Source organism: Chitinophaga rupis (genome assembly GCF_900109685.1).
In the GTDB taxonomy this organism is placed as follows: Bacteria; Bacteroidota; Bacteroidia; order Chitinophagales; family Chitinophagaceae; genus Chitinophaga; species Chitinophaga rupis.
This window is the reverse complement of sequence record NZ_FOBB01000005.1, coordinates 408,926-433,769: the sequence shown is the minus strand read 5'-3', so window position 1 is coordinate 433,769 and position 24,844 is coordinate 408,926. Positions and strand designations below refer to the sequence as shown.

General features: G+C 48.0%; 14 protein-coding genes. 10 read left to right on the top strand and 4 right to left on the bottom strand.

The window, feature by feature from the left end; genetic code table 11:
- Positions 1-224: 224 nt before the first annotated feature.
- The 8 genes from BMZ54_RS21140 to BMZ54_RS21105 are packed head-to-tail and all read left to right on the top strand — an operon-like array spanning position 225 to position 19,680.
- A complete protein-coding gene (locus BMZ54_RS21140) occupies positions 225-4,889 on the top strand; it encodes a hypothetical protein (RefSeq protein WP_089916949.1) in 4,665 nt (1,554 codons plus the stop codon).
- 9 nt (positions 4,890-4,898) lie between these two features.
- On the top strand, positions 4,899-6,983 hold the full coding sequence (locus BMZ54_RS21135) for a fibronectin type III domain-containing protein (protein WP_143081093.1): 2,085 nt from the start codon (positions 4,899-4,901) through the stop codon (positions 6,981-6,983).
- 56 nt (positions 6,984-7,039) lie between these two features.
- Entirely contained in the window at positions 7,040-11,866 is a 4,827-nt protein-coding gene (locus BMZ54_RS21130; protein WP_089916942.1) for a hypothetical protein, read from the top strand.
- Between the two features lie 17 nt (positions 11,867-11,883).
- Positions 11,884-15,090 carry a fibronectin type III domain-containing protein gene (locus tag BMZ54_RS21125; protein WP_089916939.1) on the top strand — a complete coding sequence of 1,069 codons (3,207 nt, stop codon included), beginning with the start codon at positions 11,884-11,886 and terminating at the stop codon, positions 15,088-15,090.
- Between the two features lie 10 nt (positions 15,091-15,100).
- Positions 15,101-16,018, top strand: coding sequence for a hypothetical protein (locus tag BMZ54_RS21120; protein WP_089916935.1), 918 nt, complete (start codon positions 15,101-15,103; stop codon positions 16,016-16,018).
- 32 nt (positions 16,019-16,050) lie between these two features.
- Complete coding sequence (locus BMZ54_RS21115) at positions 16,051-17,400, top strand: PKD domain-containing protein (RefSeq protein WP_089916932.1); 1,350 nt, start codon at positions 16,051-16,053, stop codon at positions 17,398-17,400.
- Positions 17,393-19,117 carry a hypothetical protein gene (locus tag BMZ54_RS21110; RefSeq protein ID WP_089916927.1) on the top strand — a complete coding sequence of 575 codons (1,725 nt, stop codon included), beginning with the start codon at positions 17,393-17,395 and terminating at the stop codon, positions 19,115-19,117. Before BMZ54_RS21115 ends, BMZ54_RS21110 begins: the two co-directional genes overlap by 8 nt.
- Positions 19,118-19,173: 56 nt before the next feature.
- Positions 19,174-19,680: a hypothetical protein gene (locus tag BMZ54_RS21105; RefSeq protein WP_089916922.1), complete on the top strand. Its 507-nt coding sequence runs from the start codon at positions 19,174-19,176 to the stop codon at positions 19,678-19,680.
- Between the two features lie 106 nt (positions 19,681-19,786).
- Here BMZ54_RS21105 and rnhA read toward each other — a convergent pair whose 3' ends face one another.
- Together rnhA and BMZ54_RS21095 are read right to left on the bottom strand one after the other, a co-directional pair.
- Positions 19,787-20,245 carry a ribonuclease HI gene (gene rnhA / locus BMZ54_RS21100; RefSeq protein ID WP_089916916.1) on the bottom strand — a complete coding sequence of 153 codons (459 nt, stop codon included), beginning with the start codon at positions 20,243-20,245 and terminating at the stop codon, positions 19,787-19,789.
- A gap of 184 nt (positions 20,246-20,429) precedes the next feature.
- Complete coding sequence (locus tag BMZ54_RS21095) at positions 20,430-22,067, bottom strand: acyl-CoA carboxylase subunit beta (RefSeq protein ID WP_089916913.1); 1,638 nt, start codon at positions 22,065-22,067, stop codon at positions 20,430-20,432.
- Positions 22,068-22,203: 136 nt separating this feature from the next.
- On the opposite strand from BMZ54_RS21095, the gene BMZ54_RS21090 reads away from it, so the two are divergent.
- Positions 22,204-22,674 (top strand): DinB family protein, encoded by a 471-nt coding sequence (locus BMZ54_RS21090; protein WP_089916911.1) that lies wholly within the window; start codon positions 22,204-22,206, stop codon positions 22,672-22,674.
- 10 nt (positions 22,675-22,684) lie between these two features.
- Here the strand turns inward: BMZ54_RS21090 and BMZ54_RS21085 are convergent, their stop codons facing one another.
- Together BMZ54_RS21085 and BMZ54_RS21080 are read right to left on the bottom strand one after the other, a co-directional pair.
- Positions 22,685-23,257, bottom strand: a complete 573-nt coding sequence (locus tag BMZ54_RS21085) for a dihydrofolate reductase family protein (RefSeq protein WP_089916908.1) — start codon at positions 23,255-23,257, stop codon at positions 22,685-22,687.
- Positions 23,258-23,396: 139 nt separating this feature from the next.
- The gene (locus BMZ54_RS21080) at positions 23,397-24,335 is read right to left on the bottom strand and encodes a bifunctional helix-turn-helix transcriptional regulator/GNAT family N-acetyltransferase (protein WP_089916905.1); all 939 of its coding nucleotides are present in this window, start codon (positions 24,333-24,335) and stop codon (positions 23,397-23,399) included.
- A 202-nt stretch (positions 24,336-24,537) separates the two neighbouring features.
- Here BMZ54_RS21080 and BMZ54_RS21075 point away from each other — a divergent pair, with 202 nt between their 5' ends.
- The gene (locus tag BMZ54_RS21075) at positions 24,538-24,792 is read left to right on the top strand and encodes a hypothetical protein (protein ID WP_089916901.1); all 255 of its coding nucleotides are present in this window, start codon (positions 24,538-24,540) and stop codon (positions 24,790-24,792) included.
- Positions 24,793-24,844: the final 52 nt, after the last annotated feature.

Sequence of the window (24,844 nt, the reverse complement as noted above, 5' to 3'; positions counted from 1 at the left end):
CCATCTTCCCACCTCTCCCGGGTACGTATCTCAATGGTTATAAGCCCTTTCGCCCCTCTTACAAGACAAATAAAATTTTTCTTTAATTGATTTTAAATTGTAATATTGCGTAAACTTACAATAGAAAACCGGTAATGTCCGGGGGAGACAAGTAGCACAAGCACATTTGTTAACTAGAGAGATGAAACCCCTCCCCTCATCATACCCTATACCCTATTTGGCCTATGGTAAAACTTTACCTGCGTAACTTTTATTGCCGGTCCCTAAGCCTTGCCTTCCTGTTACTAGGCAGCGCCTCTATTGCAATAGCCGGCGATACGGATTCCCTTAAAACGCCAGCACCCGCGGTACCAACGGTAGCTATTATGAATACCGTTGCCGAAACCCGCAGTTTCCCGGAAATAGACCGGCAGCTCTTAGCCAATACCATTCCTGCACCAGCCGAAGGTTTGTTCACGGATGCATATTTGCAGGCTGCCTACGGTAACGATACTACGAATCCTTACCGGGAACAGGCCAAAGCGGAGTTCCTGAAAATGGATAAGGATAACCGTTATACTTCCTCTCTTTCACCGGATGACCTGAACGAGCTGCCCATAGGGCTTTTCCGTAAGGTGAACAACACATCAGTGAAGATCGCCATCAGCAATGCTATCTTTTACCCTACCTATGCAGAGCTAACGGTATTTGCCAAACTGGAAATACCGCAGGAGCCGCATGAGATCTTTTTTGGTATCAAAGGCATTAAGCTCTCCTATAACGGCGGCATCCTGGGCGATGCCAAGCTGGTATTACTGGGCGACATACCCATACGCATAAACGGAGGTACCGCCGCATTGATCCTGAAAGGCGGCATGAACATGGAAACCGGACAAGGCCTGGATCTTACCTATGTAACCATGGACTGTAACGGGTTTAAAGAGCTGGGCATCTCTGCCGAAGTGGCTTTTCCGCGCAGCATGCTGGTGCCTTTAAAGGCTGATGGAGAGCGTAATGAAGATCCTAAAGCGCAGGTAACTGCCGCGTTTAAAACTGTAGTAGCTGACTGGAATGATATATTGGTGAGCCTGAGCCTTCCCGCCTTCGAAATAGCGCCTTTAAAAGGCGTTGGTTTTCATATAGGCAAGGCCGTATTTGATGGCAGCGACATCCGAAATACACCGGATATTGTTTATCCCACAGGGTATGAGCAACGTTACATGCCGGCCGATAATCCCAATACCTGGCGGGGCGTGTACGTGGAGGACCTGGAAGTAATACTGCCCAAACAATTTGCAAAACGGGAACAGTCGGGCAAGCGCGTAAGTTTTGGCGCCACGCATATGATCATTGACAACAATGGTTTAACCGGCTCTTTCTTTGCCAATAACATATTACCGGATGGCACCGCCTCCGGCTGGAAATTCACAGTAGATCATTTTAATATAGACCTGGAAGCCAACCACTTGGTAGGCGCGGGTTTCAGCGGTATGGTGGGCCTGCCGGTAGCCAAAGATCCCTTAGGTTATACGGCTGTTATTACGGCAGATAATGAATACATCCTTAAGCTCAGTACTATTAATGAGCTAAGCTTTAACGTATGGCAGGCCAAGTGTGTGCTGGAACCTAACTCCTGGGTGCAGCTGAAGCTGGCCGATGGGCGCTTTCAGCCGGAAGCCATGCTGCACGGCAGTTTGGGTATCTCGGCCACTACCAAGGGAGATGATGGTAAACCCCTTGCCACTTTTAAAGGTATTATATTCAAAGACCTTCATCTTGAAACCAACCCGCCATATTTAACTACTTCTTATTTCGGCTATCAGAATACCAACACGGTTTCCAACTTCCCGGTATCTATTAATGAAATATCGCTACGTGCGCAGGATGGGGAAGCCACGCTTACCTTCGGCATCCGCCTGAACCTGATGGAAGGGAACTTTGGCGGTGATACCAAAATCGGGTTGGTAGGCAAGTTCAATGAACAGGAAGGCATACAAACCTGGAAGTTTCAAAAGCTGAAGCTGGAAGAAATTGGCATTAACGCTAAAATTGGTGGTTCGCTGAAAATTAACGGCCGCATTAAGTTCTATGATGATGATCCCGTATATGGCAATGCCGTAAGCGGCATGGTGGCAGCCGATTTCATGGATGATAAGATAAAGATAGAAGCGCGCGCCATGTTTGGCTGTAAGGATTTCCGCTACTGGTATGTGGATGCAAAAGCCGATCTGGGCCTGGGTATTCCGCTGGTGCCTCCCATTAACATACAGGGCTTTGGCGGCGGCGCATACTACCGCATGAAAAAACAGGGCTCGGATATGCTGGCCTCTCCTACCGGTGTAAATTATGTGCCGGATGAGAATACAGGCCTGGGTATTAAAGCTGCCGTGTTATTCAGCATTGTGAAAAAGCAGGTAGTGAACGGGGAGGTATCTTTTGAAGTAGCGTTCAACAAAAGTGGTGGCATTAACTTCATTGGCTTCTATGGCTATGCCAAAATATTAGGCGTGCTGCCCAACGTAGCGGGCAACATGGGCGATCAGATGAGTAAGGCGTTCAGCAAGATGGAAGCCGCAGAACAAAAGGCGGTGAGCAAGCTGGGAGGCTTAGGTGAAAAACTGCAGGGCCTCAAAGTATCCAACCCGTCTGCCGCAGCAGAAAGCCTGAGCGGCGATGATTTCAAGACCGGTGAAAGCGGCCTCTCTGCCTATGTAGGCATTCAATATGATTTTACACAATCTACTTTCCACGCCAACTTCGATGTATACCTGAATGTAGCCGGTGGCTTACTTACCGGTACCGCCAGCGGCAACCGCGCCGGCTGGGCGGTGATACATATTGCGCCGGGTGAGTGGTATTTCCATATGGGTACGCCCACCAATCGTTTAGGCGTTAAGTTTGCCCTGGGCAGCATAGCTATTAAAACAGGCGCCTACATCATGGTAGGTGATAAAATACCCGGCTCTCCCCCACCCCCGCAGGAAGTTGCGGACATATTGGGTGTGGACATGAAGGAGCTGGATTACATGCGCGACCTGAATGCATTGGGCGACGGACGCGGGTTTGCCTTTGGCGCCAACCTCTCCGTTGAAACCGGCGACCTTACCTTCCTGATCCTGTATGCCAACTTCAAATGTGGTGTAGGGTTTGACATTATGCTGAAAGATTACGGCGATGCACACTGCGCCGGTAAAACAGAAAAAATTGGTATTGACGGATGGTATGCTAACGGGCAGGCCTATGTGTATTTGCAGGGCGAAGTAGGCGTAAAAGTGAACCTGACATTTATTAAAGGCCGCTTCCCCATTATATCGGGTGCAGCCGCCGTGCTTATGCAGGCCAAGCTGCCCAACCCCACATGGCTAAAGGGTTACATGGCCGTGAAGTTTGAGATCCTGGGTGGCTTGGTAAAAGGTAACATGCGCATGAAAGTAACCATTGGCGATGAATGTGAAATTGTAACCGGCAGCAGCAGCCCCATAGATGTAAAGATGATAGCAGATGTTACGCCTGCAGACAATACCGCAGATGTAGATGTATTTGCCGCACCGCAGGCAGCGTTTAACATGCGTATAGGACAGCCGTTTGATGTGGAGGATGATAAAGGCACCAAAACTTACCGTACCAGGCTGGAAGCCTTTACCGTAATGGATAACGGGCAACCGGTACCCGGCAGAATAGAATGGAATGCCAACAATGACGTAGCCACTTATTACTCCAAAGAAGTATTACCTACCAAACATACCTTAAAGGCCACGGTAAAAGTAACCTTTGAAGAATTACAGAACGGCAGCTGGCAAACGCTATATATGAACGGGCAGCAAAGCACAGAAGAAAAGGTAGTGACCTTTACGACCGGTACCGCTCCTGACTTTATACCGCTTACCAATATTGCCTATTGCTACCCGGTAGTAGACCAGCGCAACCTGTTCCGTGATGAGCTTAACCGCGGCTATATAGTATTACAGCGCGGCCAGAGCTACCTGTTTGATGCGCGCTGGAAATACCAGCTGCAATTTGCCACCAACGGGGCTGCATTTGCCACACAGGCCATGCAGTACGACAGCGTGAACCAGCGCATAGACTTCACCATGCCTGCAATACAGCCTAATACGGATTATACCTATGATGTAGTGGCTATTCCGCCCGGAGGCGATGCTTCCAAAGATGCAATAGTAAGCTATGCCAAACAGGATAACGGGGAAGACGGCGACTATACTGTAAAAGCAAATAAATCCAACGCAGTAAGCCGGGGCGATGTAACCAAATCACTGCTGGGTTATGGCTTCCATACCAGCCGTTACAGCACCTTTGCGGCCAAGCTGAATGCCATGCCACTGAAACGGGGGCTTTCCAGCCGCGTAATGGATGATGTGGTAACCCTGCAGGCAGAAGTAGGTAACTACGAATTGTTTGATGTACAGGAACTGCAGGGCTCTGCTTTCACCGCTTACACACCACTGATAGATGTAACGGCCATTACCGATGATGTTTATTTCCAGCAGGATGTGAACCCGCTGGTATACCGCGATTACCCGATAGAACAGGAGATCTTTTTAACACACCGTCAGCCCGAAGACCTGGGTGGATTAATACCCACCAAAGCCATTACCGTTATGAGCGATTACCTGGCCAGTATTGCCGGTAAACAACCGCTGGCATCAGAGCTGGCGGTAAGGCTGCCCTTTGCATACGATCTGCCATTGGCTTATAAGCTGGACATGGAAGACCTGCAGCTGCAGGTGGTGCAAAAATACCTGGGTACTGGTTTACAGGCCAAATACCTGTACATGATCAACGGCTGGTTCCCGTATATCCGTAACGGTAAGTACAAGATCAACTGTCAGTACGTGTTACCAGGCGGCACCAAGGGTACATCCGTCAACTTTGAATACAATAAAACCCTGTGATAACGACCTATGCGAGCTAAGAATATTCTTAAACTGTTATTGCCTTTACTCATGCTTGCAGGCGCCCTCTCTGCACAGCGGAAAGATACTGCCCGCATACAGGTAATGGCCAGGGCGCAGCAAAACAGCATTCTGTTACGCTGGGCCGTTACCAAAGCCGGCGCATGGAAACTGTGTAACCAGTATGGCTTTGAGCTGTGGCGTTACACGGTGCTGCGTAACGGGCAGGTATTGCTCAAACCGGAAGCACAGCTGCTGAACACACAACCCATTAAACCACAGCCCCTGCTGGCCTGGCAGGAGATATGCCAGAAAGATAATTACGCGGTTATTATTGCACAGGCCATCTACGGAAAAGATTTTGAAGTAAGCGGCGGTGGTAATAATGGTATCGCACAGTTAGTGAATCAGTCGCAGGAACTGGAGCAGCGTTTTGCCCTTTCATTATATGCGGCAGATAACAGTTTTGAAGCCGCAAAAATGGCCGGCTGGGCCTACGAGGATAATACTGCAAAACCAAATGAAAAATACCTGTACCGTGTACGTGCGCTGGCGCCTGCTAACCGTATGCGTATTGATTCATCCAGCGCATTTGTTGGCATGGCCGATAAACGCGAACTACCCAAACCGGCTAATATAGGCGCCGTGTTTGGCGATAGAAATGTGATCCTGAGCTGGGATTACAGCCTGCTGAAGCACTATTACAACTCATGGTTTGTAGAGCGTTCAAAAGATAATGGCATTACCTACGAACGCGCGGCTGACCTGCCGGTAACCAACTTTAACGGTAAGGAGAAAAAGGCATCGCCCCGTATGTATTTTATTGACTCGCTGCAGGATAATAATATCATGTACCGCTACCGGGTGCGTGGCGTATCACCGTTTGGTGAAGCAGGCCCGCCCTCAGACCCCGTTACCGGTAAAGGCAAACACCTGCTGGTATATACGCCCAACATCCGCAGTAATAATATCAATGAAAAGGGAGTGTTGGAACTGAACTGGGAATTTGAAACCGCCGGTAACAAACTCATTAAAGGTTTTACGCTCAACCAGGCCCCAAAAGCGGATGGGCCTTATAAACCGGTTCTGAACAATATTATGCCCGACCAACGCACACTCCTATACGATAAATTAGAACCCTCTAACTATTTTACCATTACTGCAGTGGCTTTGGAAGGTGAATCATCAACCTCTTTTCCTGTGCTGGTGCAGCCGGTAGATTCTATTCCGCCGGTAGCGCCCACCGGTCTTACAGGTACTATAGACAGCACAGGCGTGGTAAAACTTTCATGGGCTGCCAATACTGAAAAAGATATACTAGGTTATAAAGTGTTCCGCGCCAACATGGCCGGTGAGGAAGCCGCAGCGCTGGTAGATTCTGTTTGGATGCGCACTACCTTCCGCGATTCTGTAGGCATTCAATCCCTTAACAGTAAAGTGTACTATCAGGTAACAGCGCTGGATAAACGATATAATCAGTCGCCTCCCTCTGCTGTGTTTGAGCTTAAAAAACCAGACGTGATACCGCCTACCTCCCCGGTGCTTACCGGTTATAAAGTAGCCAACGATATTGTGTACCTCACCTGGATACCCAGCACCGATAAAGATATAGCCCAACAGGTGTTATACCGCAAAACCGTTACTGCAACCAATACCAGCTGGGAGCCCGTACAAAAACTGGCGCCGCCTGTAAACAATTTTGCCGACCAAACCATAACGCCGGGCATTACCTATGCCTACCTGTTACTGGCAAAAGACAGCAGCGGCCTGGAATCAAAACCCATGCAGCCTTTAACGGTAACAGTACCCTATAACCCTGCCAAAGGTATGGTGCGCTCTTTTAATGCAACCGTGAACCGGCAGGACCGTTATATAGAATTGTTCTGGAAAGATGATCTGACCGATGTAGTGGAATATCAACTCTATAAAGGCGAAAAGGGACAGGCAGTAACCCTGTGGAAGATCTTAAAACCCGGTACTAACCGCATTACGGATGACCAGCCCAGGATCAACACCGAATACCAGTACAGCATACGGGCGGTATTGAACAGCGGGGCCACAGGCCACTCAAAAATGATCAGCGTACAATATTAATGACAACATGTAACGGACTGCCGTTGCGGCTCATTACAACAACTAAATTATAAAGGATGAAAAAAATTTTACCCCTGTTTTTTTTCATTTTCATGTATACGATGGCAAATGGCCAGGGTTACTATAAAGTAGACTTTGACCTTAACATCTGGTATAGCGGTAATGCCAGCTCTATTGAGTGTAGCAGCCGCTTTGAGGTAACAGCCGTTTTTAGCGACGGCAGCACCAGCCGCTTTTGGGTACAGTCACTGGAAGGGCTAAGGGAAAATGAAGTAAGGCATTATACAAATACACTTGAATTCATTAATACCAAAAGACTGGTAAGATTTGATGTATTTGGCAGAAGAAGCTGGAAGAGAACCGTAGGTGGCTGTAAGCGGAACGGTGTGGAGGAAACGCGGCAGATAAATATTACACCTTCGCAGCCCTGTTATACCTACTACAATGGTGATTTTGTACCCAGGTTCACCGGGGAGATGAACATAAAAATTTATCCCAAAACGATTGCTGTTACGCCTGCAAGTGCGCAGCTGTCTGACGAGGATAAGCTTACGATGAATGTTACCAACGCCACCAGAGGGTTTCCAAACAGTACCTATCAATGGCAATATGGTACTGCTTCCATGGGCTGGTATAATTTTCCCGCCAGTTTTCCAAAACAACCTACTATTCAGTTCTCCGGCAACGATCTTCCAAACGATTTTTTCCTGAGGGCCATTGCTAACAGGGAAAACATACAGATCCGTATCTACTATGGATGCGGCGATCTATACGGTCCCCCCGCTAACCTTTCGCCAAGATTAGGGGCGCCCAGGATCTTATCTGTTACGCCGGTACAACCTACCTGTTATGGTGATCAGAACGGAAGCTTTATTGTGAACTTCAGCCGTGGGCTAAAGCCGAATGAACTGCTGGTAATGCAGCTGGATAAACAGGAAGTGCCGGTTAACACTACCGGGGCCATGATAGATGAGAAGCGGGTAGTAATGGATGGCAGTAATAACTTTCAATGGACTTTCGACCGGGGCGCACGTTTATATCGTATTGTATTAAGAGGCGCTTATCCAGAGAACTCAAATCCTGTTATTAACACTTATACCAGCGGTGCGCAGCATAAGGCTAACTTTGAGATCAGGCAACCCGGGCCTATCACTTTTAATGCGGTCAAACAAAATGATGTACGTTGTTTCAACGGCACAGATGGGGCTATTACCATTACTACCAGCGGTGGTAACGGTGGCAATATCCTGTACTATAAGAATGATGCAGACGGTGTTACCCGCCAGACAGCCATGGGTAACGCCAGCACCTATACGTTGAATGGTTTAAACCCAGGTAACTATACCTTATGGTTAAGGGACAGCAAGGGTTGTATGCCGCGTGATGCTGCAACCAATGATGAGATACTACGCACGGCCACCATTACGCAACCGGCCGCTCCGCTGGTGATTGATGCCTATACCATAACAGATCCCAAAGCTTTCGGATATTCAGACGGGCGTATTGTAGTTCGTGTAAAAGGCGGCACACCCAACCCCGATGGCTCCTACAATGTTCAATGGACAAAAGCCGACGGCACCATACTGCCACAAACAGGCGTGGTGGGCAGTGGCGTATATACCACCACGTTAGATAACCAGCCAGATGGTATGTATACGGTAAAGGTTACGGATGCCAATTATACATTAGCGGCCAGTGGCAGCGAAACCGGTTGCATGGTAACCGCCTCTTATCCGCTTACCCAACCCAGCCTGCTGGTGGTAACCCCCATTATAACTGACAGTGTAAGCTGCCACGGTGAAGGTGATGGGACTTTAACCGCGCTGGCCAAGGGTGGTATTAAAAAGGCGGCAGCGCCTTATTATGACTATGAATGGTACCAGGTTGTGAGCGGCACGCCTACTGCGATCGGCCAAACCGGCACGGTAGCCAATGGTTTAAGCACCGGACAGTACCAGGTAAAGGTGACCGATTATAATGGAATAGAAGCATGGTCGGCTATTGTAAACCTGGTTGATCCTGATCCGCTGAACATACAATTCATCACTACCCCTGTAAGCTGTTACAGTGGCAGCAACGGCGTTTTAACCACTGTTGTAACAGGCGGCACACCGGCTTACGCGTATAGCTGGAGCAACAGCGCACAGTCTGCAGATATTTATGCACTCTCAACAGGCACGTATACACTCCATATAAAAGATTATCATGGCTGTGAGCTTACGGATGTGGCTTATGTACCACAACCTGCAGAGCCATTACAGATCGTAACACCCACGCTTACTTACCCAAGAGCTTTTGGGTATACGGACGGCAGCATTAAAGTGCTGCTGAAAGGCGGTACTGCCTTAGCCGGCGGCGCATATAATGTAACCTGGCAAAAGGCCGATGGCACTGTATTAACCAGCCATACCGGCCAGGTCGTAAGCGGTGGTTATGAAGACTCGCTGGCCAATTTAGGCGCGGGCGATTATACCATTACCGTAACAGATGCCAACTACACCGGCCCTGATCCTAACATGCAAAGATGTACTGTAACGGCCCGGTTTACTCTCAAAGAGCCTCCGGCGCTAGTAGTGAACATTGCTGAAAAACATTACGTTTCCTGTAAAGGCGATATGGACGGCGTGCTGTTTGCAACGGCCAGCGGCGGCGTACCCATTTCAGGCCCCCTGCCTTACCAGTTTGAATGGTATAAGGCAGATAACAGCGGCGTGTATCACGCCATCGGGGAAACAAATGATACTGCACACTGGCTGAACACCGGCTTTTATAAAGTGATCATTACAGACTGGAACGGTATCACCAAAGAATCGGATTCCTTTCACCTGGTAGAGCCGGATCTTTTACAGGTAGCGCTCACTACCCGCAATGTAAGCTGTAACGGCGGTAACGATGGTTTTATAAGATCAACGGTTACCGGCGGCACCCTGCCTTACACCTGGGCATGGAGCAATAGCGATGCCACACAGGATATACTGGATCAGCCCTCCGGCCATTACACCCTGTTACTGACAGATGCTCATGGCTGTGAGCAGCAACCGGATACTGTTATTACACAACCGGCAGCGCCACTGGCAGTGGTAAATGTTACTACTATTGACCCTAAAGCTTATACTTATACAGATGGCAGCATCAGCATTACGCTGAATGGCGGTACACCTGCTGCAGACGGCTCTTACAGCGTACAATGGCTGAACAGCAATAACCAGGTATTAACCACTCATACCGAGCAGATACAGCCCGGCCAGTACACCACGACCTTACAAAATGTTGGCGACGGCACTTATACCTTACAGGTAAAAGATGCGCAGTTCAGCATTTGCACCAATAACAGCACAAGTGGCTGCTATGTGTCTGTAGCCAATACATTGCATGAGCCGCCCTTGTTAAAAGTCAGCATTGCAGAACACCGTTATGTAGCCTGTAAAGGCGATAGCGATGGAGAGATGGTAGCGCATGCTACCGGCGGCATTCCCTTCAGCAGCGGGCTGCCTTATGCCTACCATTGGTTTAAGGTGGTAAATGGCAGCTTACAGCCCGTTCCGCAAACAGACAGCATTATAACAGGCATGCCTAGTGGCAAATACCTGGTGAGGGTAACAGACTACAATAATATTACCCGCAGCTCAGATACTTTTCATTTAGTGGAGCCGGATAAATTAACCGTAGCGCTGAATGCAACTGCAGTAACCTGCGCATCTGGCCAGGATGGCAGCATTACAGCCCTGGTAAGCGGCGGCACGGCCCCCTTCCATTATGAGTGGACCACCGGCGATACTACCAGCACCCTTCACAGCTTAACAGAAGGCGCTTACTTGCTGTTTGTGAAAGACGGGCATAACTGCGAAACACAGAACAACGTAGACATTTTTATACCCGGCGGCATTACCATAGATGCAGATATTAAAGCGCCTACCTGCCATAGCGACTGTGACGGTTATATTAAAACCACCATCAGTGGCGGGGTAGCCCCTTACCGCTACCAGTGGAGCACCGGGCAAACCGGTACTGCGCTGGATAAGCTGTGCGCCGGCAAATACACCCTTACCATTACGGATGCCAATAACTGCAAACGCGTTCAAACCTTTAACCTGGCCGATCCTGCACCGCTACAGGTACAGCTGGGGCCTGATAAAACTTTGTGTAATGATCAAACCTGGCTGGTAGATGCGGCTATTGCCGACCCACAGGCTAAGTATGTATGGGGCGGTAACCCTGCGCTGCAGGCCCTTACGCCGCAGGTAATGCTTAGCCAAACCGGCCGGTACTGGGTGAATGTTACAGACAGCAAAGGCTGTAAAGGTGCGGATACTATTAACATACAGCAGAATAAGGTAGCCATCTCCGCAGAGTTTGTGGCTGCTACGCAGATCTTCCAGAATGAGGACGTTTCTTTTGTGAACATCAGCAACCCGCTGCCGGAAAAAATTGAATGGGTAATACCCGCCAACCGGAACATTACAATAGTACAAAACTCGCCCCTGCTGGCAGAGCTGCGCTTTGCAGATACCGGTGTGTACCGCATACAGCTGCGTACCCGTGTGGGAGATTGTGAGAAATTGTTCAGCAAGGATATTGCCGTGTTGGAAAAACAAACCTTCACGCAACCCGGCGGCGCAGCAGAACCTTTCATTAAAACCTTTGAAGTACTGCCAAATCCCAATACGGGACAGTTCAATGTGCGTATTGCGCTGGACAAGGCATCGGACATACGTTTACGCCTGTTTAACATTATCAGCAACCAGCTGGTGAACGACCGGAAAGAAAGCCCGGCCGTACAGTTCAACGTGGGTTACCAGCTGAACATCACCGCAGGTACTTACCTGCTGCTGCTGGAAACGCCTATGGGTAATGCGATCAGGAAGATCATCATCAGTCAATAATCATTAAACAAGATACGGTGACAGCTACACGTTTTATTCAAATAGCAGTCAGCATACTACTACTGTTCGTTCTGTGCCAGCCGCTGGCAGCGCAGCAGTACCCTGTTCGGGTACAGGTGCAAACGCTGCAGCCGGTATCGGCACAGCTCAGCAACCTGTATAGCGGTACGCAGGCGCGCATGATTGTTACCCTGCTGAACACCGACCTGCAAAAGCCGGTGCTGCAGGTGCGGCTGCGGCTGAATATCAAAGGCACCACGGTAGCGCTGCGCAACCGCGACTATGGCTCCTACCCGCTCATATCGCTGGAAGCAGGCATACCGGTGCAGCTATCGCTGAACGACCTGGCGCCGTATTTTAATATTGATAACATGGAGGTTTCCGGCGTACCGCGGCAGCAATTGCAGCAAAGCGGCAAGCTGCCGGATGGCTTTTATAACTTTTGTATAGAAGTAGTGGAATTGAACAGCGGACAGCTGGTAAGCAATGATAAGCTGGGCTGCGCCCCGCCGGTGTGGATCAGCACCAGCGAACCGCCGCTGCTAAACCTGCCCCGCAAGGGCGAAGCCGTATCGTTCCGTGATCCGCTGAACATTGTTTTTAACTGGACGCCCCGCCATATGGGGAGTCCCAATGCCGCTTTCCAGACAGAATATGAATTTACGCTGGTTGAGATCTGGGATACCGGCATTTTACCGGAAGCAGCTTTTAGCACCACCCCTCCCCTGTACCAGACCACCACGGCCAGCACTACGCTGCTATACGGTCCCGCGGAACCGCCCTTGCTGCCCGGCAAACGCTATGCCTGGCGCATACGCGCTAAAGCCAAACAGGGCATAGATGAATTTGATGTATTTACCAATAACGGCTATACGGAGATCTTTTATTTCACCCTGCAGGAAGATTGTGCACCACCGCAACAGCCGGTGGCCACGGTACAGGATGGCCGCATAACCATTACCTGGCTGCCGCAGCCTAAAATGTTTGAATACCTGGTAGAATACCGGGAGCAGGGCAAGGATAACGCGGAATGGTTCAACGTAAAAACCACCAGCAGCGAAGTAACTATTTACGATGCAGTACCCGGCCGCAAGTATGATTACCGCGTAGGCGGCTATTGTACCCTGGGCAATAAAACCCTGGGCGATGTGCATGGCTTTACCGTACCCTCCCGCGATACAACCGCTAACAGGAACTGCGGCCTGCTGCCGGATATTAAGCTGACCAACCAAACGGCCCTGCAGGAGCTGCAGCCCGATGACCAGATCATGGCCGGTGATTTCCCTGTGCGCTTATTACAGGTACGCGGCGCAGGCTCGTTTACCGGTTATGGTTATATCACCATACCCTTCCTGGGTTACAACCGCTTAAAGGTGAAGTTTGACAATATCCGGGTGAATACAGACCGGCAGCTGATGAGCGGGGTGATCATGAGCACCTTTGATTCTTTGGGCACGCAGATCGTGGATGTGGATAATATAATGGCAAACTTATTGGGCATCATCAATAGCCTGGGCAAGCTTATAACAGATCAGCAAAGTAACCCGGTATATGGAGACAATGTTCAGCAGGGCGTAAAAGATCTGGAAGAAGAAGTTGAAAACCTTATTGCAGCGGGAAAAATATCGGATACAACTTCAGCCAAAGAACTAATCCAACAACTGGAAGCGCAAACTTCGCCGGCCAACACGGATAACGATACCAAAGCAAAGGCATCCGGAACCCTACAAAAGCTGAAGGAGCTGATAAACCAAGACAATAGCACTACAGGTGCCAATACAACTGCTGCGGCAGCCGCAAAGAAAAATTATTTCACCTTTAATACAATCAGATTCAATAGCGGCGATACGGTTTATTTACCTAAATCAAATCAGCAATATGAAATAAAGGCGTTTTTAGCCAATGGTAAGCCCGTAAGAAAAGGGGCTGTTTGGACAGGTCAGCAACATATTGTAGATTCCGCTACCGTAAAATATGCGCCTGGCACAACTTCTCTATCTCTTGCCGGTAGTTTAATACGGGTAATTGACTCGGTGTCCTATAAAACAGATTCAACTAAGAAAGCACCAGACACACTCACAGTAAATATTGTTACAGTTGAGATTAGCTTCTCTCAGGATGCCACGCAAGTGTATGGGTTTGACGAAAACGACTCTACTAAGGAGGAATGCTATCCATCCTATAAAAATACTACCCCGAAAAAGGGTCTTATGTGGAAGGCCATTAACGGCAACAGTACTAACGACTATGTTCAGATTAAGGTAACACCTGCGGGAGCAGAGAATAAGGTAAAATTCATATTATCCGATTCTATCACTTTCTCAGTAACGCCGCGCATACCAACTGCAGCCACCCAAACCTTAACATTGAAAGGTACTGTTGTGAACAAAGAAACAGCCCTCATTCCAAGGGTAGGCGCTTTTACCAATGATACCATGCAAATGAAGGTCAAGAGTTATAAAAAAATAACAAAAAAGGTAAAGGTAATCCGGCTCATAGAAAGTAATGATGACATACAGTTAGTAGCAGTAGGCGATACTACGCATCCTGATTCTGCAGTAGTGGCATGGGGAGCCAACAAATTCCTGGACTCCAAATTGGGGGGAGATGACCGGGTAATATACCGGCGTTCAAAAGGAGACAGCGTGATTGTGGCCGGCCCTAACCGTACCTGTGATACCAAAGCCAATAATATCAATATTGTAAGTCACGATCTTTCACGGGCTACTATTCAAACAACATTAGATAAAATTTATACGCAGGGGGTTGTGGAATGGCAGGTGGATGCTACATCATATACCAAAACCATGAATTACGACTTTAACAGAGATTCCATGATTGATGTATCCAGATGGACATCTGCTGAAATGCAGGCAATTATAGATACCTGCGATACAAAAGATGGATCTTATAATATATTTTTGGTTGATAATCCGGATGACCATTCTAATGGGTTTATGGGAATGGGACAGCGGTTTGGCTTTATACATATAGGGAAAATGCCAGGACACCCCGCTCCCACAGATGCTGCCAAAACGGTAGGTCATGAAATTGGGCACGGCGCCTTCCGTTTTCAGCACCCACATAGCCAATTTCCCGGTTGCTATCCGCCACGTGGCGCCGGTGCCTGGGCTCCGAAGGATATTAATAACCTGATGGACTGGGACGGCGGCTGGCTGCGTGACCTTATCAGGAAATATCAATGGGATGAGATAGTACGATAAAATATTTTATATGAAAAAATTAATAATCTGGTTGCTATTGCTTATTACTTTGGGGGCCCGTGCACAGAGCAAGGATACTTTGGGTACTCAGCTGCAAGAGTTGGTTGAAAAAATTACAAATGGCACCTACAAGCCTTACAGCATTGTGCAAGAGTTGGGGTTAACCCAATATCCGCAATCATTTATTGAAAAAACTATTCCCTACAGAACATGGCCGCAAGCCGATGTTCAGGAAAAGATATATGAAGTTTATTATGACTACGGCATACACGCCAAAAGCCTGCCACTGAGGCAGAACATGGTAAACCAGTTATTAGAAGCATGCACGGACTCTGTTGCTACCTCTTATGCGTGCTTGTATGTATCGGATCTTTTACGCTCTTTTTTAAAACCAGATTTTGATGCAACGGCCAGGGAAAAATTGCTAAAGATAATGAACAGCCCCCGGTTTAATACTGGTTTTGCAAAGCTTACCGGCTTCTTAGGAGATGAAAAATACACTCCGATTTTATTGCAGCTTTCTCATTCATCCGGCACACCATCTGATGCTTTTACAGCCACTATTGCGTTGGCAAGAATGGGACAGGCAGCGGCAGCAAAAAGTGTAGTTGATTCATTAAAGCGGATAGATAATACTGGAGACCTACTGCGGCTCCATTACGAAGACCTTCTTTATTTGAAAATTCCGGCGGTGTTGCCAATCATTGAAAAGATACTATATTCCAATGAAATAGAGGAGCCGTTAAAGCCAACGATTGCAGGCCAGCCATTTGCCTTTAGCGCCCTAAACATATTGGCTTTGAATGTAGCGAATTTTCCCATTTCTTATAAAGCCGGGGGTATTACAGACGAAACGTCTCTTAAAAAGGCAAGAGTATGGATGAAGGCCAATAGGCAGAATGTACGGTTTGATACGTCCAAATATTGACCCTTAAGACAGCGTTTACACACCCTACACCTATGATCCGAACTATACCCTATACCCTATTTCTCCTGGCCCTTCTTTTCAGCGCCTGCTATAAAGAAGTGGACCGGCCGTTGACCGCCGACTTTACTTTTGTGCTGGCAGACAGCTCGCACACCGTGCCTGCCACCGTAAACTTTTCTAACCGCAGCGTGGGCGCTACCGGTTTTAAATGGACCTTTGAAGGCGGGGAGCCCGGCACCTCTGACTATGAGAATCCCGGCAGCGTTACCTTTAAACAGGCTGGTAATTATAAGATCACGCTGGAAGCCTGGAATGATGATACCCGCCAGAGCAAAACCATTGATATACACCTGGACAGCGCTGTGCAGGTAGCTTTTGATGCAGAGATACAGGTGAATGATTTTTCGCCGGTGCAGGTAAAATTCACCAACCGCACAATAGGCGCCAGCACCTACCACTGGACCTTTGAAGACGGTACGCCCGCCACAGCGGATGCAGCAGCCCCTCCCCTGGTTACATTCACCACACCCGGCCCGCATAATATTACCCTGCAGGTGGGTAATGGCGGACAGCAATTTTCCATCAGCAAAACCATTACTGTAAAACCAGCCCTGCATACTGCTTTTGAGATAAGCCCCTCTTTCCAGGATGATGACATGGAAGCACCGCTAACGGCTATACTAAAAGGCAACAGCAGCAGCTACCTGGTTCAAAAATGGCAGTCGTCCGGCGGCGGGGTGCTGGCCAGCGATACCTCCTCCAATACTACCGTGTATTTTAAAGATCCCGGTACCTATACCATTACTTTAACCAACGGCAACAATAAAGACAATCAAACCGTTACCAAAAACATTACTGTAAAACCCAATACTAAGCTGCGTACACTTACAGATGTGCAGCTGGGCATCAGCACCGCCCATACGGATATTGGCTGCTTTTACTCCACGCGGTTACGGAAAGTGTTTAAGAAAGGGGATGATCTTTCTGCGGCAGGTAAAGAGATTGACATTGTATTCTTTGGGCTGAACCGGAGCTTCACCTTTAACAAATTCATTACGCCGGATTCGGCCAGCAGCTATACTTTCCCGGCCATACCCGGCGCCACGGCCACCCGGTTCATTAACAAACAAGAGCTGTGTAACTGCACTACGCCATTTACTGTTGCAGATTTTGACAACATGCTGAACGACGCGCCCCTGCAAACCCTGCAGGTGCCGGCCAATGCTACGGGCACCATACAATTCAACAGCGACCTGCTGCCCCGCATAGTATTGTTCCAAACAGCAGACGGGCGGAAAGGCGCCATTAAAATAAAGGACTACGTACTGGAAGGCAGCACCGCCTACATATTAGCGGACATTAAAATACAGAAGTATGAATAAGGGCCGCATCCTATCCCTCTGTATGGGATTGTTGTTACCCATGTGCACATTTGCCCAGAGCTTTGACCTGGAACACATTGGTGATATGTTTGGTAAAGGCAAACCCATTAAAGTGAACGGCGGCCTGAATGCCAGCACAGTATTGAACAGCGGCGGCGGATACAGCCGGCAGCCTTTTACCTGGTTCCTGAACGGTAACCTGAATACTAACCTGTTTGGACAGCTTAACCTGCCCTTTTCCTTTAATCTTACCAATGCGGGTGCAGGTTATTCCTATCCCAACATGCCTAACCGTTTAAGCCTGCACCCCACTTATAAAGGGGTAACCGCGCATATAGGCGATGTATCTATGTCGTTCTCCCCCTATACGTTGAACGGACACCAATTCACCGGGGTAGGCATTGACGTTATGCCGGAAAGCGAGTGGAGCGTAAGTGTAATGTATGGCCGGTTATTACGCGCCGTGGATTATGACAGCACCAACCGCAGCGTGCTGCCCAGCTACAAGCGTATGGGCTACGGCGCCAAGCTGGGGCTTATGAAGGAGAAATATGCGCTGGGCGCCAGCTTTATACGTGCAGAGGATAAGGTAGACCCTATGCAGTATCTGCCGGATACCTTGCACATTTTCCCTAAAGCCAACCTGGCGGTAAGCTTAACAGCCATGATCCGCCCGCGGAAGGGACTGGAGATCACTGCGGAATATACCAACAGCGCTATGAAGCTGGATAAACGCGATAACGCCGGCGTATCCAAAGCATCCGGCGGTAACATACTGGGAAGTATTTTTATGTATGACCAGCGCCGTACCTATTTCTTTAAAGCCATTAAGGCCGGTATGAACTACTCGTTCTACAAAAGCACCATCGGCATTGGTTACGAGCGTGTGGATCCAGGTTACCAGACCCTGGGCGCTTATTATATGAACAATGACCTGGAAAATATTACCGTTAACTTTTCCCAGCCGTTCCTGAAAGACAAGGCTAATATATCCGCCAGCGTTGGCTACCAGCGGGATGATCTGAACCATACTAAGTCAGGCGCCACTTCGCGCATGGTAAGCTCCCTGAACGCTAACTATATGCCGAATGAAAAGTTCACCGCCAACTTTAGCTACTCAAACTTTCAAACCTATACTCATATAAAGCCGCAGTTTGAATATATTAACCAAACCGGCCCTTATGTGGATATGGATACCCTGAACTTTAAACAGATCTCCCAGAACGCAGGCCTGAACCTGAATTACAGTCTGCGGGCGAATAAAACGAAAAGCCATAACATTAACATGAACCTCAGTGTGCAAGATGCAGCCGATATTCAGAACGGGGTGTTATGGAAAGGCAATGGCTCACGCTTTTATAATAGCAGCACCGCCTATACGCTGCTGCTGATACCGCAGCAGATCAGCTTTACCAGCGCATTTAACGCAAGCTATAATACCATTGGCCGCAGCGACTTCCTGACGCTGGGCCCCACCCTAGGCCTTAATGCCAAACTGTTTCATAAAAAGGTAACGGGCGGTTTCAGCACTTCCTATAATACCAGCACAAACGACGGACAGCAACAGGGACAGGTGCTGAACCTGCGCATGAACGCAGCTTACCTGTTCATGAAAAAGCACAACTTTAATATGAATGCGGTACACCAAACCCGCTGGACGCCCAAAGGCAATAACAGCAACCTGACCGCTACACTGGGATATAATTATAATTTTTAAGGAAAAAACCCTTACTTTATATTATTAAAATTTTAACTACCAGAAAACCTGCACCTATGAAAAAATTTCTCCCGGGCATAGCTGCCATAGCTATGCTGCTAATGGCATGTGGTAAGGATAGTAAAATGCCCACATCCAATTACTTTAGCATTAATGGTCAAAGCTTTAGCGTCACCTATGGGCTGTTACAGAATTACAGGACCGATATGGGCGAGCTGTGGCTGTCCAGCATTCCGTTAAATGATTCTGTTTCAGGGAAAGTAGACCTGATCTATTTTGAAATAGACACCCTTATCTCCGGCCGTACCTATACTTTTTACCCGGAAGATTCTACCGGCTTTGACCGTACGAAATACTTCTCCGAAGCCGGGTACGTGTACAGCGGGGAGATCAAAAGAGGCGAGATAGATAAAAGCATCGGCACTGTGAACCTGGATATCAGGTCCGGCAAGCTAACCGTGAACAAGCAAGGCGATGAGTACCTGTTTGATTATAGTCTGCAGTTTGGGAATGAGCAGATGGTGAATGGGAATTATAGAGGGAAGATTACCGTTACAGAGTAATGATGCGGAACGCTGAATGCTTAACGCTAAAATGCAGCGTATAATCTTATAAATAAAGGCCCGTACGTGTTAGCATGTACAGGCCTTTCTATTCAGAATAACTTATTTATGCGTTTTGTTCAAAGCCTTCATCTATCAGCCAGGGACCATTATCCGCGGCATAGGTGGCCAGCTCATCACAACGGTTATTATAAGGGTTGCTGGCATGGCCTTTTACCCATACCATTTTTACCTTCTGTTTTTTAAAGGCCGGGATAAAGCGCATCCACAGGTCTTTGTTCTTTTTATCCTTGAAACCGGTCTTTACCCAGTTCCACAACCAGCCTTTTTCTATGCTGTTCACCAGGTATTGACTATCTGTATATATAGTGATATCCTGTCCCTCTTTTTTCATCGCTTCCAGGGCCACAATAACGCCCATCAGCTCCATCCGGTTATTGGTAGTATGCATGTATCCCTGTGAAAGCTCCTTGCGTAATGTGCCCCACATCAATATGGCGCCATAACCGCCTTTTCCGGGATTGCCGCGGGCTGCGCCGTCTGTGTAGATGGTAATTTCCGACATAAGGCGCAATATTAATTAATAATGAATAATTAATGATTAATAATTTCGGAGGCAGGTAGTATTATAAAATTGAAGCAGTGAAAATCAGCAACTTTCAAGGTACACACTGCATGCCGCTGAAAAGCTACGTCTATCACTTGTTATGCTTCAATACGATTATTAATTCTTAATCATTCATTATTAATTACACCTGGAACACGCCTAACTTAAACGCATCCTCCAGTGGCGCCTGATTCGCGGCCGTGATGCCTTCCGAAATTACGCGGCGGGTATCTGCAGGATCAATGATCTCATCTACCCATAAACGGGCAGCGGCATAATAGGGCGTGGTTTGGCTGTTATATTTTTCCATGATGGCGGACAGCAGCTTGTTCTCTTCTTCCGGCGTTATTTCCTGTCCCTTGGCTTTCAGGGAAGCCACCTGGATCTGCAGCAGGGTTTTGGCGGCCTGCTCCCCTCCCATTACGGCTATTTTAGCGCTGGGCCATGCATAAATAAAACGCGGGCCATACGCCTTGCCGCACATGGCATAGTTACCGGCGCCGTAAGAGTTGCCTATTATGATGGTGATCTTAGGTACAACGGAATTAGCTACTGCATTCACCAGCTTGGCGCCATCCTTAATAATACCAGCATGCTCACTGCGGCTGCCTACCATAAAACCGGTTACGTCCTGCAGGAACACCAAAGGAATTTTCTTCTGGTTACAGTTCATGATAAAACGGGCGGCCTTGTCGGCGCTGTCATTATAGATCACGCCACCCATCTGCATTTCGCCACGTTTGTTTTTAATGATCTTACGCTGATTGGCAACAATACCTACGGCCCATCCATCGATGCGGGCATAACCGCATAAAATGCTTTTACCGTAATCCTGTTTGTATTGTTCAAATTCAGAATTATCGGTGAGGTGGGCAATGAGGTCCAGCATATCGTATGGCTTGGTGCTGTCGAAGGGCAGCACGCCGTATAAGGTGCTGATATCCCTGGCCGGGGCTACGGGGGTAATGCGATCAAAGCCTGCGTTAGCAGGGTGGCCCAGCTTACTCATGATCTTGCGGATATGATCCAGGCATTCTTCGTCTGTTTTGAACTTATAGTCTGCAATGCCGGAGATCTCCGTATGGGTTACTGCGCCGCCTAACGTTTCCGCATCAACGGTTTCGCCAATAGCGGCTTTTACCAGGTATGGGCCTGCCAGGAAAATGGAGCCGTTGCCTTCTACCATCAGCACTTCATCGCTCATAATAGGCAGGTACGCGCCGCCTGCCACGCAGCTGCCCATTACAGCAGCTATCTGCGTAATACCCATGGCGCTCATACGGGCGTTGTTGTAAAAAATGCGGCCAAAATGTTCTTTATCCGGAAAGATCTCATCCTGCATGGGCAGGTATACACCGGCGCTATCCACTAAATAAATAATGGGCAGGCGGTTTTCCATAGCTATTTCCTGCAGGCGCAGGTTCTTTTTACCGGTAAGCGGAAACCAGGCCCCTGCTTTTACCGTCATATCATTGGCTACGATCATACACTGGCGGCCGCTTACATAACCTATACCGGCTACGGTACCTGCGGCGGGGCAGCCTCCATGTTCCGGGTACATTTCATATGCTGCAAAAGCGCCGATCTCTGTAAAAGGCATGTCTTTATCTGTGAGGTAAGCAATGCGCTCCCGCGGGGTTAGCTTACCTCTCTGCTTTACTTTTTCCAGGTTCTTTTTACCACCTCCCTGCTCAATCACTGCCAGGCGCTGCTTTAATGTGCTAACGGCCATGCGCATGGCATCCTCATTCCGGTTGATCTCCAACTGTTGTTGATCCATAGCTCAGTTTTATTTTGCTAAATGTAACGAAGAATACAGACATGATGAAAAAAGGAAAGGCGCGGGAATGATATTTGATGGATCAGCTGAAATAATTTAAATTTAAAAAGACGGTCACCTATAAACTGCATGTAACATGTCGCACCTGCAATTCCTGGCGCAATCGCTGGAAAACCTGTATAATGGTACTCCCTGGATAGATGTTATTTATACGGAACACCTGAAGCGGGTAAATGCCCGGCAGTCCGTACAGAACTTTAACGGGTCCAATAACATCTGGCAGCTGGTAAACCACATTATTTACTGGAACCAGCGGGTACTCCGCTATATCCAGAACGAACAACCCGAACAGGATGGCGATCTGCCTGATTTTTACCTGCCGGAAAACCATGGGGAAGAGAACTGGCAGGCCACCCAGCACCGCCTGCAACATTCGGTAGAACAGCTGGCAGCCGCTATCCGCACATTTCCGGAAGATCAGCTATATGAAAACTTTCCCGGCACCAACCAGCCCGCCGCTTATTATTTTCATGGGGTGATTGAGCATTCGGCTTATCATTTAGGGCAGATAGTTTTATTGGAGAAGTATGCCGCTCCGCTTAATTAATAATTAACTCCTAAAGGGAGGCGGGCACATATTTATTGAGCACTTTTCCATTCCCGTAAGTGGTTGAACTCTTCAATTCCAGAATTTTCCTCTCCTTAAAAATTGAAAGTCCTTCCCCGATTGCAACCGGGTTACTGAAAATATAATATTCATCAACAAGGTTCAGGCTGATCAGCGAGCTTGCAAAATTGGCGCCGCCATAAACCATAATATCCTTGCCCGGTTCTTTCTTCATCGCCTGTATTACAGTAGCCAGGTCTCCGTTTTCCACTGTCAAGTTTCTGCCGGTAATGGCTGTTTCTGTGCGGCTGAAAGCAATCTTGCGCATATTTACCATCCGTTGCGCCAAAGATTGATCCGGGCTGTCAGGCTGGTTGTCAACTACATTTTCCCAGTGATCGATGAATTCCCGGGTCATCTTGCGTCCCAGCAAAATGGTATCGCAGCTGTCGGCCAGATCAATTACGTACTGAATAAGGGATTCATCCCGTTTGCCGGATATCCACATCCAGTCCAGCTGGCCATCCGGACCGGCTACAAACCCATCAAGGGTCATTTGTACCTGTAATTTTAATTTTCGCATGGAAATCGTTTTTAAAAGTGATAGTGTTTTTTCTATCACAAATATCAGCAGATGATCCATGATATTGTGGGGGTGATCACGCCAAAAAAGAAGGGTGATTTGCATAAAAAACAGCCGGAAAAAAAGAATTACTTATTCATTATTCATTCTTCATTATTAATTCGTAGCGTACTTCGCTTAAGCGGTGGCCCCACATCTCCTGCGGTACTTCTTCTGTTTTAATGAAGCCGTGTTGCGTGTATAATTTGGCGGCGGTGGTTTGCTGATCAGTAGTGAGCAGGTATACCTTTTTATATTGCTGCTCACGGCAAAAGGCCATGGCATCATCTACCAGTTTTTTACCCAAACCAATTCCCCGCATATCCGGATGCACCAGCAGCCAGCGCAGCTGCCCCAGCTCTTTGGAATGTCCTAAAATGGCCACTGCGCCTACAATGCGGTTCTTATAAGTAGCCAGGAATACACGGTCTTTGGAAGGATGATAGTTTTGCAGGAAGTCGTAAAACGTTTTGCATACATAGCCTTCGAACTCCAGGTTGTAGCCGGTTTCTTTGGCATATATTTCACCATGCAAATAAATAAGGTATCCCACATCGCCGGGTAATAATTCATGCCGGAAAACAAGATCTTTTAAGGTGATGGGCTGCGGCTCAGACAAAACCTGCCGGATGGTTTCCATGCTTTCTATTACGGCTTGTTGCTGATCTGCTGCAAGCGGCTGCAGCACATCGGCTATCTGCTGGTTAGAGCGTGCCTCCAGGGTTTGCAGCAGCTTTTTACCTTTAGCGGTGAGCTGTAAATACCAGGTACGGCCGTCTGTAGCGGACTGACGGCGGCTCATGATCTTATCTCTTTCAAAGGCCTTTAAAATGCGGCTCAGGTAACCGCCGTCTATTACCAGGCTTTCTGTAAGATGGCCCGCCGTACAGTTGTCGGTATTGCCTATTTCATATAATACCCGTACTTCTGATAAAGAGAAATTGCTGTCCAGGATGTGCTGGTCCAGCAGGCCGATCTGCCGGGTGTAAAAACGGTTGAACTGCCGGATGGTTTTAACCTTTTCCATAATGGCTGACATAGATCACTTGAATTGGAAGGCTAATCTCGGGATAATATTTGACTTTGTCAAGTAAATTATTTGACTAAGGCAAATATTTTTAATTGTTCTGTTAACTCATGTTTTGAGTTTATACCGGCGGGACTGTGAATACCCGTGGAAACAGTGTGACAAAGGAAATAGTTGCAAAACCGCCTGACAGTATTTAACTTTAAAGTAACTTATGCAAACACCGGAACTACCATACCTGCCTATTGACTGCAACTACTACGACCGCCTGGAAGCCTGGGCTACCCTGCGTACCGTTTGCCGCATCCTGTACCGGGATGAAAATGACCAACAGCAGGAAATTTCAGCTATTATTAAAGATGTGTACACTGCGCATAAGGTAGAATATATGCGGCTGGATAACGGGCAGGTAATAAGGCTGGATAAGCTGGTGGCAGTGAATGACATACCGGTGCCAGACCACTGTTAAGATCTTTCGTTGAAAAACATAATTAAAAACAAAAAGAGGCAGCTCAAGTGAG